Annotated in this window: 10 protein-coding genes; 1 reads left to right on the plus strand and 9 read right to left on the minus strand. The window is 37.2% G+C overall.

Going from position 1 to position 15525, the window contains the following annotated elements:
* Nucleotides 1–78: 78 nt before the first annotated feature.
* On the minus strand, nt 79–1914 hold the full coding sequence (lepA, locus tag AC6R0T_RS07625; RefSeq protein ID WP_303753942.1) for a translation elongation factor 4: 1836 nt from the start codon (nt 1912–1914) through the stop codon (nt 79–81).
* Nucleotides 1915–2086: 172 nt separating this feature from the next.
* Between lepA and AC6R0T_RS07630 the strand changes: the two genes are divergently transcribed.
* Nucleotides 2087–3307 carry a GNAT family N-acetyltransferase gene (locus AC6R0T_RS07630; protein WP_230710663.1) on the plus strand — a complete coding sequence of 407 codons (1221 nt, stop codon included), beginning with the start codon at nt 2087–2089 and terminating at the stop codon, nt 3305–3307.
* A 171-nt stretch (nt 3308–3478) separates the two neighbouring features.
* On the opposite strand, the gene AC6R0T_RS07635 is transcribed toward AC6R0T_RS07630, so the two are convergent.
* The 8 genes from AC6R0T_RS07635 to pepT all read right to left on the minus strand — a co-directional run bounded on the left by AC6R0T_RS07635 (nt 3479) and on the right by pepT (nt 15508).
* Entirely contained in the window at nt 3479–3934 is a 456-nt protein-coding gene (locus AC6R0T_RS07635; protein WP_303753941.1) for a hypothetical protein, read from the minus strand.
* A gap of 154 nt (nt 3935–4088) precedes the next feature.
* Nucleotides 4089–6695: an ATP-dependent chaperone ClpB gene (gene clpB, locus AC6R0T_RS07640; RefSeq protein WP_303753940.1), complete on the minus strand. Its 2607-nt coding sequence runs from the start codon at nt 6693–6695 to the stop codon at nt 4089–4091.
* Between the two features lie 201 nt (nt 6696–6896).
* Complete coding sequence (locus tag AC6R0T_RS07645; protein WP_526159208.1) at nt 6897–7316, minus strand: hypothetical protein; 420 nt, start codon at nt 7314–7316, stop codon at nt 6897–6899.
* A gap of 104 nt (nt 7317–7420) precedes the next feature.
* The gene (locus AC6R0T_RS07650; protein WP_303753938.1) at nt 7421–8839 is read right to left on the minus strand and encodes a pilin N-terminal domain-containing protein; all 1419 of its coding nucleotides are present in this window, start codon (nt 8837–8839) and stop codon (nt 7421–7423) included.
* A gap of 1 nt (nt 8840) precedes the next feature.
* Entirely contained in the window at nt 8841–12434 is a 3594-nt protein-coding gene (locus AC6R0T_RS07655) for a SpaA isopeptide-forming pilin-related protein (RefSeq protein WP_303753937.1), read from the minus strand.
* Between the two features lie 398 nt (nt 12435–12832).
* Entirely contained in the window at nt 12833–13873 is a 1041-nt protein-coding gene (locus AC6R0T_RS07660) for a lysylphosphatidylglycerol synthase transmembrane domain-containing protein (protein WP_303753936.1), read from the minus strand.
* Between the two features lie 18 nt (nt 13874–13891).
* Nucleotides 13892–14158: a DUF1294 domain-containing protein gene (locus AC6R0T_RS07665; RefSeq protein ID WP_206903671.1), complete on the minus strand. Its 267-nt coding sequence runs from the start codon at nt 14156–14158 to the stop codon at nt 13892–13894.
* A gap of 114 nt (nt 14159–14272) precedes the next feature.
* The gene (gene pepT, locus AC6R0T_RS07670) at nt 14273–15508 is read right to left on the minus strand and encodes a peptidase T (protein ID WP_303753935.1); all 1236 of its coding nucleotides are present in this window, start codon (nt 15506–15508) and stop codon (nt 14273–14275) included.
* Nucleotides 15509–15525: the final 17 nt, after the last annotated feature.

Below are 15525 nucleotides of genomic sequence, written 5' to 3' on the forward strand. Positions count from 1 at the left end.
AATTTAATTGGGCGAAGTATCAACAGAAATTTCACAAAAATAATCTTTCTAATTCGATTTTTTTAAAAAAATCCCAAGCTATTTCTTCGGTTCATCCTCGTCCATTTTCAAAACAGCCATGAAGGCTTCTTGTGGGACTTCGACAGAACCAATTTGTTTCATTCGTTTTTTACCTTCTTTTTGTTTTTCCAATAATTTACGTTTTCGGGAGACGTCCCCGCCGTAACATTTGGCCAATACGTTTTTGCGGAGTGCTTTAATATCTGACCGCGCAACAATTTTTTGTCCGATTGCAGCCTGAACTGGCACTTCAAATTGTTGACGAGGAATTAATTTTTTCAGTTTTTCAACGATGGCTTTCCCACGTTCGAAGGCAAAGTCACGGTGAACAATGAAGCTTAAGGCATCGACTTTTTCAGCGTTCAATAAGATATCCATCTTCACTAGCTTACTTGTGCGGTAACCAGACATTTCATAATCTAATGAGGCATATCCTTTGGTGCTGGATTTCAACTTATCAAAAAAGTCAAAGACAATTTCAGACAATGGAATTTCATAAACGACATTAACCCGATAATCATCCAAATAATCCATCGTGACAAAATCACCACGTTTTCTTTGTGATAATTCCATCACTGCACCAACATAATCATTTGGTACCATAATTTGGGCTTTCACATAAGGTTCTTCCACACTTTGAATGGTGACAGGATCTGGAAAATCAGCCGGGTTATCGACAATAACTTGAGTGCCATCTGTTTTATTGACGTGATAAATAACAGAAGGCGCTGTCGTAATCAACTCTAAATTGAATTCTCTTTCCAAACGTTCTTGGATAACATCCATGTGTAATAAGCCCAAAAATCCGCAACGGAAACCAAAACCTAAAGCTTGTGAAGTTTCGGGTTCAAATTGTAAGGCAGCATCATTTAATTGCAATTTTTCCAACGCTTCTCGCAAATCGTTGTAACGTGACGTATCAATTGGATACAACCCACAAAATACCATTGGGTTCATCTTACGATAGCCTTCTAAAGCTTGAGTGGCAGGATTTTTCGCTAAGGTAACCGTATCACCAACCCGGGTATCTTGTACGGTCTTAATTGCTGCGGTGATATACCCTACGTCTCCTACCATTAAATAATCTCGGGCAATCGCTTTTGGTGAAAAGACCCCGACTTCTGTTACATCAAATGTTTTACCGTTACTCATTAATTGAATTTTATCTCCTGGTTTAACAACACCGTCCATTACCCGCACATTTAAAACGACCCCACGATATGAATCGTAAATCGAGTCAAAAATCAACGCTTTTAATGGTGCGTTTAAATCGCCACTTGGGGCAGGAACATATTCAACGACTTGCTCTAAAATTTCTTCAATGCCAATGCCGGCTTTGGCTGAAGCCAAAACTGCTTCACTGGCATCAATACCGATAACATCTTCAATTTCTTGACGCACGCGTTCTGGATCAGCAGCAGGTAAATCGATTTTATTAATAACCGGTAAAATCTCCAAGTCATTATCTAATGCCAAATAAACATTGGCCAAAGTTTGCGCTTCAATCCCTTGTGCGGCATCGACTACTAAAACAGCACCTTCACAAGCAGCTAAACTGCGGGAAACTTCGTAAGTAAAATCGACGTGTCCGGGCGTGTCAATCAAGTGGAAAATATACGTTTGACCGTCTTTGGCTGTGTAATTTAATTCAACGGCATTTAATTTAATCGTTATACCACGTTCTCTTTCCAAATCCATTGAGTCTAGCAATTGATCTTGCATTTCCCGACTCGTCACCGTATGGGTTTGCTCTAAAATACGGTCTGCCAACGTGGATTTTCCGTGGTCAATATGGGCAATGATGGAGAAATTCCGAATCATTTCCTGTCTTTTTTTCATTTCTGCTAGATTCATATATACCCTCATTTCTTTATTACCGCGACAAAATCCCTGCGGTCTGCTAACTTCAGCCTTTTCATTATACCAACGAAACTTAGATATTTAAAGAGTTTTCCCCATCTCAAAAACAACAAATTTGCCAATCTTTGTTATACTAAAACTAAGAACAAAAATTGGAGTTGAAATTATGGAGGAACACTTTCGCGACGAATTACAAATTCTACCGGTGGAAGAAAAAGATGTTGATCAATTTAACGAGTTATTAAGTTATGTTTTTCAAATCACAGAATCAGATATTGAAGAAAGCGGCTTTGATAGTAAAAAAGAAATGATCAAATCAAAAAAGCCGATTTTAGAGTTATCAAAAGTATTTGGCTGGTTTCACAAAGAGCAGTTGATCTCTCAAATTGCCATTTATCCTTGTGAAGTAAATATTCATGGTGCTGCATACAAAATGGGAGGCATCACAGGTGTTGGCACCTATCCAGAATATGCCGGTCACGGGCTAATGCAAGATTTAGTGAAAAAAGCACTGGAAACAATGCGCGAAGATAAACAATGGATTTCTTACCTTTATCCTTATAACATCCCCTACTATCGCCGTAAAGGTTGGGAAATTATGTCAGACAAATTGACGTTTAAAATTCGTGACACCCAATTACCCAAACAAGTAGATGTCCCTGGAATGGTAGAACGTCAAAATGTAGATCATCCCGATGTTTTTGCTGTTTACGATACTTTTGCCAAGCAAAATCATGGTGCTTTAAAACGCAGTCATTTTCATTGGGAAGAATACTGGCGTTATGAAAATGAAGAGGAACGGACTGCCGCAATTTATTATGACGGCGCTGGTAAGCCAACGGGCGTTTTATTTTATTGGGTCGCCGAAGAAATTTTTCATGTTAAAGAGATGTTTTATTTAAATCAAGAAGCTCGCAACGGCTTATGGAATTTTATTTCTGCGCATTTTTCGATGGTTTATTGGGTAAAAGGAGACATTTATAAAAACGAACCATTGGCCTTTTTACTAGAAGATAGTCAAATTACGGAAACAATCGAACCTTATTACATGGCTAGAATTGTGGATGTTGCAGAGTTTTTAAAAAGATTTCCTTTTGAATCTTTTGACGGTGCTTTTCACTTTGTCGTGACCGATCCCATTGCGGATTGGAACAATGATACTTTTTCTGTTATGGGCAAAGATGATGAAGTTGTAATTCAAAAAGGTGTTGCTATAGGACCAAGTGTCACAATTGATATTCAAACTTTAAGCTGTCTTTTAATGAATTATCGCCGCGCTTCTTATTTATACCGCATTGAACGTCTACAAGCCGCTAGCAAGAAAACAATTCATTTATTAGAACAAATTATCCCCGACATGGAAGCTTACTTTAGTGATTATTTCTAAACAAAAAAATACGTGGTACTTATTTACGCTAATAAAATAAACGTAATCTGCTACTTATGGAACCCTTTTAATTTGTAATAATGGACCTGTGATAGGCTTATCAGCTTATCACAGGTCCATTTGCAAATTACAGATGCATTTTACACTGGGCAACTTTTACTCTTATCGATTTTACAGATAGGGTAATTGAATAATGGTTTCTGCTTTTCCTGCAACTTCTTCATAATACTCATAGCTTTCATAGGTAAATGTGCCTTTTTCTTTTTCTATTTCTTCTAAAAGCAAGCGATAAATTAATTCACTATCGTTATCATCTTCTAAAAAGCTGGCTACGGCAGCATTAAAAGCTGGCCGTTTTCTGATTTTTAAAGATGATGCAACAGAAAATTCTTTTTCAATTGGCAAACAAAATCCGACTTTTAAAGGGTCAGTGTGAATTTCACCTTTACTTTCGACTGCTAAATAATGAACGAAAGGTTCTCCTTTGACTGCCACACCGGCACTAAGAAGGGCTGTCGCCATTTCTTCATAGGCATCTGCCAATGCTGTACCAAAATCCTCCGCATCGATTTCTTGTTCTTTTTCTAACAACAACACTTCTGGTACAATCTGCGTTTTTATTTCCATTTGACTATCTCCTTTTATCCTCTTTTTTCTAATTATAGTGGAGAATGGATTTTTCACCTAGTAATTCGTCACCTACAAAAAAAAAACCAGACATCACAGTCTGGTTCCCTTTTTGTAAATGACACTTTCCATTTAACACAATTTATCTTTTTTCTTATTTTTCTGCCATTGCTTCATTTTGAAAAACCAATTGGTCATTTAAAAGACTGATAGTGACTTTGGTCTTTGGCAAAACTCGACCAGACACAATTTCTTTAGCCAGTGGCGTTTCCACCTCACGGGTAATAAAGCGTCGCAAAGGCCGCGCACCATATGCTGGTTCATATGCATTTTCAGCAATCCAAACTTTGGCAGCTTCATTAATTTCTAGGACGATTTCTTGATCTTCTAAGCGCTTGGACAATTGTGCGATTATTTTATCGACAATTCCTTTTACGTCTTCAAGGCTTAGTGGTGTAAATAAGATTGTATCGTCAATCCGATTTAAGAATTCTGGTTTGAAGTGGCCCCGTAATAAATTCATGACTTGCTCTTTCACATCTTCTTTAATCGTGCCTTCTTCTGTCACACCTTCTAATAAAAACTGTGAACCGATGTTACTTGTCATAATCATGACTGTATTTTTAAAGTCTACTACCCGTCCTTTTGAATCCGTCAAGCGACCATCGTCTAAAACTTGTAATAAAATATTAAAGACATCCGGATGTGCTTTTTCTATTTCATCTAGAAGAACAATGGTATAGGGATTGCGACGAACAGCTTCTGTTAATTGGCCACCTTCTTCATAGCCGACATAGCCTGGAGGTGCACCAACCAAACGTGAGACCGCATGCTTTTCCATGTATTCACTCATGTCAATTCGCACCATATGGTCTTCTGAATCAAACAAGTTTTCAGCTAACGCTTTTGCTAATTCTGTTTTACCAACGCCGGTTGGTCCTAAGAACAAGAAAGAACCTAATGGACGATTGGGATCTTGTAAACCCGCACGAGAACGAATTACCGCATCACTTACCGCATTGACGGCCTCATCTTGACCAATGACCCGTTTATGCAGTGTTTCGTTTAGCTTCATTAGTTTTTCCCGTTCTCCTTCAACTAATTTCGTTACGGGAATTCCGGTCATACGACCGACAACAGCAGCAATTTCTTCTTCTGTAACCGATTCTTGCACTAAGCGCACATGATCGTCGGTCCCTTTTTCCTCTAGTGTTTCCAATTCCTTTTCTAATTGAGGAATGGTTCCATGACGGAGCACGGCTGCACGTTCTAAGTCATAATTATTTTCAGCATCTTCTAATTCATGCTTAGCCTTATCGATTTCAGAACGTTTATTGGTAATCTGGTTCACTTCTTCTTTTTCAGTTTCCCATTGCATCTTCATGGCGTTTGCTTCTTCTCTAAGTTCAGCCAACTCTGCTTGCAAAATTTCTAAACGTTTTTTCGATGCGTCATCGCTTTCTTTTTTCAACGCTGCTTCTTCAATTTCAAGTTGCATTAAACGTCTGGTTACTTGGTCTAATTCTGTCGGCATAGAATTCATTTCCACACGAATTGTCGCACTTGCTTCATCGACTAAGTCAATCGCTTTATCTGGTAAAAATCGATCGGTAATATAACGATCAGAAAGTGTCGCAGCAGCAACTAAAGCATTATCGTGAATATTAACGCTATGGTGAATTTCAAATCTTTCTTTTAGTCCCCGTAAAATCGAGATCGTATCTTCCACTGTTGGTTCAGCGACTAAAACTTTTTGGAACCGGCGTTCTAGCGCCTTATCTTTTTCCATATATTGCCGATATTCATCTAATGTTGTAGCACCAATCATATGCAATTCACCACGGGCAAGCATCGGCTTTAATAAGTTTCCGGCATCCATGCTGCCTTCGGTCTTGCCAGCCCCCACGATGTTGTGAATTTCATCAATAAAAAGAATAATGCGCCCATCTGCTTTTTTCACTTCTTTTAAAACCGCTTTTAGTCGCTCTTCAAATTCGCCACGGAATTTAGCGCCGGCAATTAATGAACCCATATCAAGAGAAAAAATCGTTTTATCCTTTAAATTTTCTGGAACATCTTTGCGCACAATCCGTTGGGCTAGTCCTTCTACGATAGCCGTTTTACCAACCCCAGGCTCACCGATTAAAACAGGATTATTTTTTGTTTTTCGTGATAAAATCCGAATGACATCACGAATTTCTTCATCCCGTCCAATAATAGGATCCATCTTACCAGCTTTAACTTGTTGCACTAAATCGACACCGTATTTTTCCAATGCTTTATATTGTTCTTCTTGATTTTTTGAGGTCACTTTTTCTCCTCCGCGCATTACTTCAATATTGTGGCGCAATTCTTTTTCCGTAATTCCTTGGTTCACCAAATATTTCGTCAAACGATAATTTTTTAATTTCATTAATGCTAAAATTACGATTTCAGTGGCTAAAAATTCGTCTCCGAAACTTTCCCGTAATTGGTCTGCTTCATTTAATAGATTAAATAAATTTTGGCTCATGCTTTGACCATAAGCTACATTTCCACCAGCTACACTTGGATATTCATCAATTGCCTGATCGACTTCTCTTTCAAAAGATGCAACATCCACACCAGCATCCGTATAAAAATTACGTCCAAAATGATTTGGTTGTAAGAAAATTTTCCATAAATGAGCAATGTCGATTTCTTGATGATGACGTGTTACCGCAACTTGCTGTGCTTCTGCGATAGCTTCTTGTAAGGTTGTCGTCATTTTTTCAATATTCATTTGCCATTCCTCCTAAAGTATTAATTTACTGTGAGCTCAACTACTTTTATCATACTACTATCTCACCTTTTTGGCACGAATGTCGTAGTATTGTTCCTTTACTCACAATATAATAATACGCCTTTGGTCAGTAATGGTCAAACAAAATGCTCTCAAATTTAGCAAATTATTTATGAAATACTAACAAAATGACCGATCTTTCTAACTGGAATCATAGACCACTTGCAAGCCATTTTTATTTAAACTTGTGCTCGCTGGAACAATCATTTCGGCTAAATGAGGAATGGCCTTTTCCCCTATTTGTGCAATGAGAAGCAGTCGCTGAAATTGCCGTAATTTTTGCAGCATATAAAACCATTGAATATTTGAAAAAAGCGCTCGAAAATAATGTAAATGAGCAATCATAAAGTGGTTCCAATGCTTATTTTGATAAATCGCAATAACTTCTGCTTGATATAGTTCAAGACGTAAAGGCGCTATCTTAACAAACAATTTACTGCAAACATCAATAAAACGTAAATACGTTAAAAAGCGTCTTTCATCTTTGGTTTCTTTTAGAAAAACTTTCAAACGTCTTGCCGTTGTCTCTGCTTTAAAATAACCTAATTGATTTGGACTCACGACTAAATACACCTCGATCACTTCCCCTCACTTTAACAACGAAAAAAATAAAGATAATGTCAAAAAAAATCGGAGGAAAATTCCTCCGATCTTTTTGCAGTATGCTATTTATCGTCTTTATCGTTTTTCTTTTTCCATAAGAATACTGCACCACCGGCTAATATAACGCCGAATAATGAGAAGGCTGCTTTGCCTTCGTTGGTTTTTGGTAACATCCGTCGCGCTGTTGTTGCAACGGTGTCAACCAACTCGCCAAGTGTTTGTGGTAGTCGACCACGAGTTCTCGTTGGTTCTGCTGGTGTTGATGCTGGTTCACTTGGTGTAGTGGCACTAGATTCAGTTGGTGGTTCTTCTTGCGTATTATAGACACGAGGCGTTTTTTCTTCCATCGCTTTAGCTGGAACTTCACCGTCTGGATTTTCCAACATTGGTTGTCCATCAATTAATACTGGTAAGTAATTGCCATCTTCATCGTACCAAGATTCTGGAACTTCAATTTTGATTCGTTTTTCTTTATTGCCGATTACAAACCCTTCAGCACTCTCCAATTCCTCAAAGTAGAAGGTTCCCGATGGTAAAAAGCGTGCACCTGTATTTACCAACCCATCTTTATCAGACTCAAAAATATTAACACGATCGTCATGGAGCGGATCTTCTGATTCCACCCATTTGTTCTTCAAGTCATTAACATCGCTCATGTCCAGATAAAGTTTCTTACCATCCTCTTCACGATATATTGCAAATTTTGCGCCGGCAATTGGTCCTAGGTCTTCACCATTTGCTTGTTGCCCAAATTTAAAGAAGTACGGATCACGGACATAGCCCACATTTTTAGGATAAAGATGAATTTGCGTTAGACTTTCGTTATTGACATAAATTGGCAAGGTGATTAAAAGTGGTCGGCCTAATTTTTCCATATCCACATTTAAATCTTTTTTCTCTGTCAGACCTGTTTCAAGAATCAAATAGGCTGTCTCTTCATCACCACTTTTAACTGGTAATTTAGGGAATGTTGCAATCCCTTCTAACGTCCGGCCATCAGGCATTTCCGTTTTTTGTGAAACAATCGCTTGAGCGTTTACTTTAGTTAATTTTGACTCCTCCGCCATTTTAATTGCTTCTTTTCGGGCTAAAGTTGCGATGTAGTCAACGAAATCTTTTTGAGAAGAAACTTTGACTCCATTTGGCAGTTGCCCTTTTTCTTTGACATCTTTATACCAAGGGGTTGCATCGTAAATATCAAACATCGCACCATTTAACGGTAGTGAATTTTCTAGTAACGTATTATCTTGCTCTGTTAATTGTTCACCCACAATTTGCAGACCATCATTTTGATACTCCCAATCTTCCAGCTCTTTATTATTTTTCCAACGAAGATCACGGAAAATTCGTTTGTGCAAATAAATTGTCACTTCTTCAGGATTATCGGCGGCCTCTACGATAGTTTCGCCATTACTAGTAAAAGTAAAGACTAAAGGTAATAGCAGTAACAGTGCTAGTATGCTTGTCATAATCTTTTTCATTTTAAGCGCCTCCTTTCTTATTACGATAAACATAAAAGGCGCCTAATCCTCCGACAATTGCCAGAACTACTAGCGAGAGTGTCATAAATTTCTTAATACCTTGACCACCAGTTGTTGGCAAGCTACCTTCTGGGGTATTTTTTGCTGTCAATTCAATTGTGTTTTTATTTGTATCTCCTTTTGTAAGCTCATATTTAAAGTCTTCTTCAGTGGTAGTTTTTCCATTATAGGTAATTGTTACAACACCTTTTTTACTAATTTCAACTTCAAATGGATGTTCCAATAAGATATAACCTTCGGGGGCAGTTTTTTCTTTAACAAGATACGTTTTTCCTGCTGCTAATTCATAAACATTTCCCTCTTTTTTGAAAACTGATTTCCCAGAACCATCTGTTGTAGCTTCTGCTAATGGTGTTTTAAATTCGTTGTCTTCTTTAGCAAACAATTCAAATGTGGCATTTGATAATGGATTTTTTGTGACTTCATCAATTTTTAATATAGACAACTCAAAGGCTTTAATTTTATTTTCAATCTTACCAATTTTATCATTTGGTGTTATTAGCCAGCGTTTTTGGCCTTTATTGTAAGTTACCGTTAATTTTTCCCCATTGATAGTGGCGGACTTATCTTTAGCGGAGATTACAATATTCCAAGTATTAGCAACGCGACTGTATCCATCAAGCGTTTCTGTTTCAGTTAACGTGTACGTTCCTGGTTCCAAATCTTCATTAAATGTGATCTTCCCGCCATCTTTTGATTTAGTGGTATACTTCTTATCGTCTTTTGTTAATGTAAAGGTTACACCATCTAATTTGCTACCAAATCCATCTGTTTTTAGTAGCTCTAATCGGAATGGATACAAGTGATTTTTAACTTTATTATCCGTTATCGGCTTATCGGCGCTGTCTTTTATAGTTACATTTAAGTTTTGATCAACAGTCACTTTCAAATCGCCAATTGGCTTATAACCCTCAAGAGTTTTAGTTTCTTTAATGACATAGTTACCCGGAGCAACCAGTGTATCAAATTTAACTTTTCCACCGGCAGATGTTGCAGAAGTTATAACAGTTTCCCCATTGCTTTCGTACAATTTAAATTCAACACCTGATAATAGATTACCTTGACCGTCTATTTTTTCAAATTCAATCGCAGTTTTATTATCGCGGACTTTGGTGTGGACCAGGTTTGTTTCAAAGGCTGGTTTTTGTCCTTCCTTAGTGCCATAAACAAAGGTCACTTTCGCTTTATTTTCCATTAAATCGTTAATTTTATCATCTACGGTATTGGTTACTTTAACTTTCAAGCGTAGGCTAAAGTCTTTTCCATAAAAGCCGTCCTCACCAGATTGTTCGTTAATTGCTCGAGAAGCCGCTTCCGTCAAAATCAGTGTTAATTTACCAGAACTTCTGTCATAGGTTGAATCATCTTCAAAAAGTTTTTTCACCTCAGTATAAACAGGATTCCAATTTATAATTTCCTTCGTTTCAAATTTTGTTTTTCCGTTAATATTATAAAGTGTTAGGCTATCTTTCCAATTACTGTCAGAAAGTTCCACTCCTTTTGGCAACGTATCTTCAATTATATATTGTTTAGGTACGATTAATGATTTTGAACTAACATCAATTGTTTCTTGGTTAATAAAATAGTAGTGCTCCTGGCCAGTTTCTACATAACGGGCATCCTTATGAGGAACACCTTCACTTAATTCACTTTCCTTATCTGCATCGTGACCCTTGACACGATATTTTTCTGGTAATGACCATGGATCGTTGCCGTCATTGTAGCGATCTAAATCATTGTAATAGCGTTGTTCAAATCCAGACACACCCCCTGTTGGACTATTCCAATTATCACCTTTTTGATACTGTTTTAGCGGTTGCACCGTTTTGGTTGGCGGATTCTGATTGACTTGAGCCAAACTAGAACTTGCAAAGGTGTTCCAGGCGCGTCCTTGAGTTGAGCCAAATTTATATTTGTGGGTTGTACCTGCCATTGGAAATGTTACAGCAGCCGTTGCAAAGGTTGCACCACCAAGATAATCTGTAAAGGAATTGGAGCCATTACTATAATAACTATTTTTATCATAGTTACATGATCCACTATGAGGATTTAACGTACTTCCAAAGTTCCCGGCTTGACCACCGTCAATTCGACCGGCAAATTCGTGCGCATTTTTTGCTGTTACACCGAAATGAAGATCTATATTACCATAACCGTTTAAAGATGCAAAAGTCATCGTAGCGTCCGAACCTTCCGAAAAGTCGATAAAATCATTTGGCATATTTGTATCACTGGCATTGGGATGTTTTTCAGCATCAAAAAAATTAAATTCAATATCAAATTTATGGATATTTCCATAAATTACTCCTGAAAATAGATTATGGGAAAACTCCATCCATGGTTTCACATCAGATGAATTCCACGTAGCACTAGGACCGATTACAATGTTTGTTAGATGAATAACCGCTCCGACTTTTTTTGGTGTTAGCCCATCAGCGCCGATATAGCCTCCTACGTGGTCATAAATTAATGTGATTTCCTCATTTTCCATTTTACCAGTACTGTTTTCAAATTGCATTGTAGCAGTTTTGTTTGATTCTTTCGAATTCTTCATTGCTGTATAATAGGGGTTGGTCCCATTAGTTGATTTATTATAAACGATAGCGGTCCCTGCTGCTCCAGCGGTGAAAAGTTTATAGGTATTTTCACTTAACGCCGCTGCTGCAGAATTGTAGTCTTCTGTATGTGCTGCAGTTAGATTTTTTTTGTGTTTGATGGTTGGTTGGTACTGCGACTTTCCACTTGTCGCTGCTTTTGATATTACATGGACCTTCTCCACAATAGCATCTTGTGAAATAATCAAATCTTTCCCGACTGTTGATAGTGCTCTGGTATTTCGTGGTTGTACAGTTTGCTTTGTGGTATTTGCTTTCTTTGTTTCGGTTTGCGGTTTTTCGGCTGGATTTTCAACTGCTGGACCTTTTAATGTGAAAGTTTCAGCTGATTTGCCAACTAAAATATTTTCTACTACTTCAAACTCTTCTGTAGACGATGGTACTGTTTCTTCTTCGCTTGTCTCAGAAGTTGCCACCGTACTAATTGAATCAATTACGACTGGATTTTCACCATCAAATTGCAATGCTAATTTTGGTTCAGATCCAATTGCTGTCGTATATTTAAAACTTCCTTTCCCGTTATCGGTAAAAGATTTCGCTTCGATCCAGCTGCCTTTTTCAACACTACCAGCTTGAAACTGGGTTTCTGGTAATTGCAGATTGGGATCTGCTGCTGAAACGATTTCACCATTTGTTAATTTAAGCTTGAGTTTCCCTTTCTCATAGGTACCATTCACATCATTTGTTGTGCTTTTTGACATGTCATAATCATAATTAATTAACCAACTGATCGTGCCTTTTTCTGTATCGTTTTGCGAAGTATAGCTGACTTTTAAAAAGTCGGTATTGATTAATTCCGTTGGCGTTGGTTCATTCGCAGATGTTCGCCAAAGGGAAGAAATCGAAAACAGACCTTCTAAAAGGGGCAGCAACATCGCAACAACAACTACAACTATTAGAATTTTTTTCCGTTTCGTCATATTCGCCCCTCCTCATTATCCTCATCATATTCTTACAACTTTATTGTACCAACCTTAATTTTTTTCTTCAAAAAGTTGTAAAATCCTGCACTAACAAGATAATTTAGAAAGCGCTGTTATTTATTCCGGCAACCGCCTTGGTATAATCATATTCTTATCATTTTCTTATTTATATAATATATAAAACTCATCTTTATCGTTAAAAACATAAAAAAATCTTGTTAAAGTTGACTGAAAAATACGTTCGTTATCCACTGATATTATCGCTTTTATTGTATTTTTTACTTTAATAATGGAATGAAAAACGTCTAACGCAGCTTACAATTAAGGAAGATTATTATTATCATGATATTCTAATTTTAAATTTAGAAACAAAAAAACAAACCAGAAATGAGCTTCTAGTTTGTCTTTTCACTACTTTGATTTAATTCTTTCAATTCGCCTTTAATTGCTTTGCGTTTATCCCATAAAATATAAACAAAACCCAAGGCAAAAGGCCAAATATAGGTAGCAAAGCGATACAGCAACATAGAAGATACGGCATCGACTGTACCAACCAGTGGTTTAAACAACAATAAATACACAAACTCAAAAGAACCAATTCCCGCAGGTGTTGGAATCACCCCAGCCAAAATAACGGTAAAACTAATCAGGGAAAAGGTCAGTAAAAAGTCTAGCGACGGATGATTCTCCACCAACAGAAAATAAGGTAGCACATACCAGATTGCCATTTTCAATAAGTTTAGCAAAAAGATTTTAAAAATTCGCGGACGTTCTTGTAAGATACCATTCACTGCCAAACGCAACGAATATATTTGTAAATTCGCCTGATCCACCATTTCCCGCAGTTTTTGTGATTTGAATAATTTATTGGTTATCTTGACAAAAAGAACTTGCAATTTCAAGCTCAAAGAAAGAAGCAAGAGAGCTGCAATAATCAAAAAAGTTACAATCATACCAGCTAAAATTAACGGGATCATATTTGGTGCTTTATCATAAAACAAAGAAAATTGAATAAGTAAGCCAATGAGGGCATAGACCAGTAATGCCAGTTTATACATCACCATGTGAAGAGCAGTCACGCCTACCCCATCAGAAACTCTCAATCCTTTACGCCGATAATAATTCACCTCTGAAATGAGAGTCCCTGCCCCAAAGGTAACCACACGATAAAAAGTATAATAACAAACAGCAAAAAAACCATCGCGCCGGGTAAAATCGGAAGTAAAGGGTTCGGCTAAGGTTTTAATATTGATACCTTCGGCAATCAAGTAGAGTGTACCACAGGCAAAAACGGTGATTAAAGCATAAACAGTCGTACTTTTTAACTCTGCCAAAATTTCACCAAAGGAATTTTGCAACAAATAAAACATTACCCCTAAAATTACAACCAGTAGTACAATATTCAAGAGTAATTTCGTTTTTGAATTAATTTTCATAAAACCTCCTTTAAACTACTAGTGATAATAAACAATAAGCAATAAACACACGGCAATTCCGATTAAAAAGCAAAGATAAAATTTCTTCTTACGGGTTTTATGGTGAAAGATTTTCTGAGCAAGTAACCCACCTAAGCCACCACCGACCATGCCCATAAATAAGAGGTTTTTTTCAGAAATTCGCTGACCGCCTTTTACTGCTTGCCGCTTGTCGTAATACATTAAAAAGAAAACATATAAATTCACTAAGATTAGATAAAACCATAACGGGTTTTCGTTAAACAAGAACAAAACTCCTTTATTTACAAATTATTTTTAAAAAAGAAAAGCGAGATTACTTACGCCAAGCGTAGGCCTCTCGCTTCATTATAACAAGTATACTAGAAAGTTTTGAATAAATTATGCATTTTCAGCATTTAATTCAGCGATTTTCACAATAACATCTGTCGCTTTTTCCATTGCTTGAAGGGATACAAATTCAAAACGACCATGCATATTTTCCCCACCGGCAAAGATATTTGGCGTTGGTGTGCCTAATTGTGAAATTTTAGAGCCATCGGTCCCACCACGCACAGGTTCGATAATCGGTTTAATGTCTAAAGCCAACATCGCTTCTTTGGCAATTTCTACAATGCTCATGTCTTTTTCAATTATTTCTTTCATATTGTAATATTGATCGTACATATTCACATCAATGCGCTTTTCATCAAATTGCCCATTCATTTTGTCTGCAATTCCTGTAATCAATGCTTTTCTGGCTTCGAATTTTTCATGATCGTGGTCACGGATAATGTAGCTCATTTTTGCTTCTTCTTCATTGCCGTTAATGGCCATTAAGTGAAAGAAGCCTTCGTAGCCTGCGGTTTTTTCTGGAATTTCAGTTTGTGGTAGCTGATTATTAAATGCAATGGCTAAACGTAATGCATTAATCATTGTATCTTTGGCAGTCCCTGGATGAACATTTTTACCATGAATTGTAATTTCTGCGGCGGCGGCATTAAATGTTTCATATTGCAATTCACCGACAGGCCCACCGTCCATCGTATAAGCAAAATCAGCCCCAAATTGGGCAACGTCAAATTTATCAGCGCCAACGCCAATTTCTTCATCTGGACCAAAGCCGACTTTGATTGTACCGTGTTTAATTTCAGGGTTTTTAATTAAAATTTCTAAAGCCGTCATAATTTCAGCAATCCCGGCTTTATCATCTGCACCCAATAGCGTTGTCCCGTCGGTTGTAATGAGCGTTTGGCCAGCATAATTTTTTAAATTTGGAAAATCATTCGTATTTAAGGTATATTTCCCTGCTGGATCTAAATTGATTGTCGATTGTCCATCATAATTTTCAATAATTTGCGGGTTTACATTTTCAGCGTTAAAGTCCGCAGTATCCATGTGAGCAATAAAACCAATTGTTTTGACTGGTTTATCGCTGTTACTTGGCAACGTCGCGATGACATAGCCATTATTTTCATTATAAAGTACATCTTGTAAGCCTAATTCTTCTAATTCTTTTTTTAGTTCATGGGCAAAAGCCACTTGCGTCTGTGTAGAGGGTGTTGTTTTACTCGTAGCATCAGAACGTGTTTGTGTTTTAACATAGCGTAAAAAGCGGGGTAATAAATTTTCGTACATCATAGTTCCTCCCAAGT

The organism is Enterococcus sp. S86.2, assembly GCF_059834485.2.

Excerpts from the sequence above, each read along its gene's own strand:
- lepA (WP_303753942.1), bottom strand. The coding sequence starts at position 1,914 with ATGAATCTAGCAGAAATGAAAAAAAGACAGGAAATGATTCGGAATTTC.
- AC6R0T_RS07630 (WP_230710663.1), top strand. The coding sequence starts at position 2,087 with ATGGAGGAACACTTTCGCGACGAATTACAAATTCTACCGGTGGAAGAA.
- AC6R0T_RS07635 (WP_303753941.1), bottom strand. The coding sequence starts at position 3,934 with ATGGAAATAAAAACGCAGATTGTACCAGAAGTGTTGTTGTTAGAAAAA.
- clpB (WP_303753940.1), bottom strand. The coding sequence starts at position 6,695 with ATGAATATTGAAAAAATGACGACAACCTTACAAGAAGCTATCGCAGAA.
- AC6R0T_RS07650 (WP_303753938.1), bottom strand. The coding sequence starts at position 8,839 with ATGAAAAAGATTATGACAAGCATACTAGCACTGTTACTGCTATTACCT.
- AC6R0T_RS07655 (WP_303753937.1), bottom strand. The coding sequence starts at position 12,434 with ATGACGAAACGGAAAAAAATTCTAATAGTTGTAGTTGTTGTTGCGATG.
- AC6R0T_RS07660 (WP_303753936.1), bottom strand. The coding sequence starts at position 13,873 with ATGAAAATTAATTCAAAAACGAAATTACTCTTGAATATTGTACTACTG.
- pepT (WP_303753935.1), bottom strand. The coding sequence starts at position 15,508 with ATGTACGAAAATTTATTACCCCGCTTTTTACGCTATGTTAAAACACAA.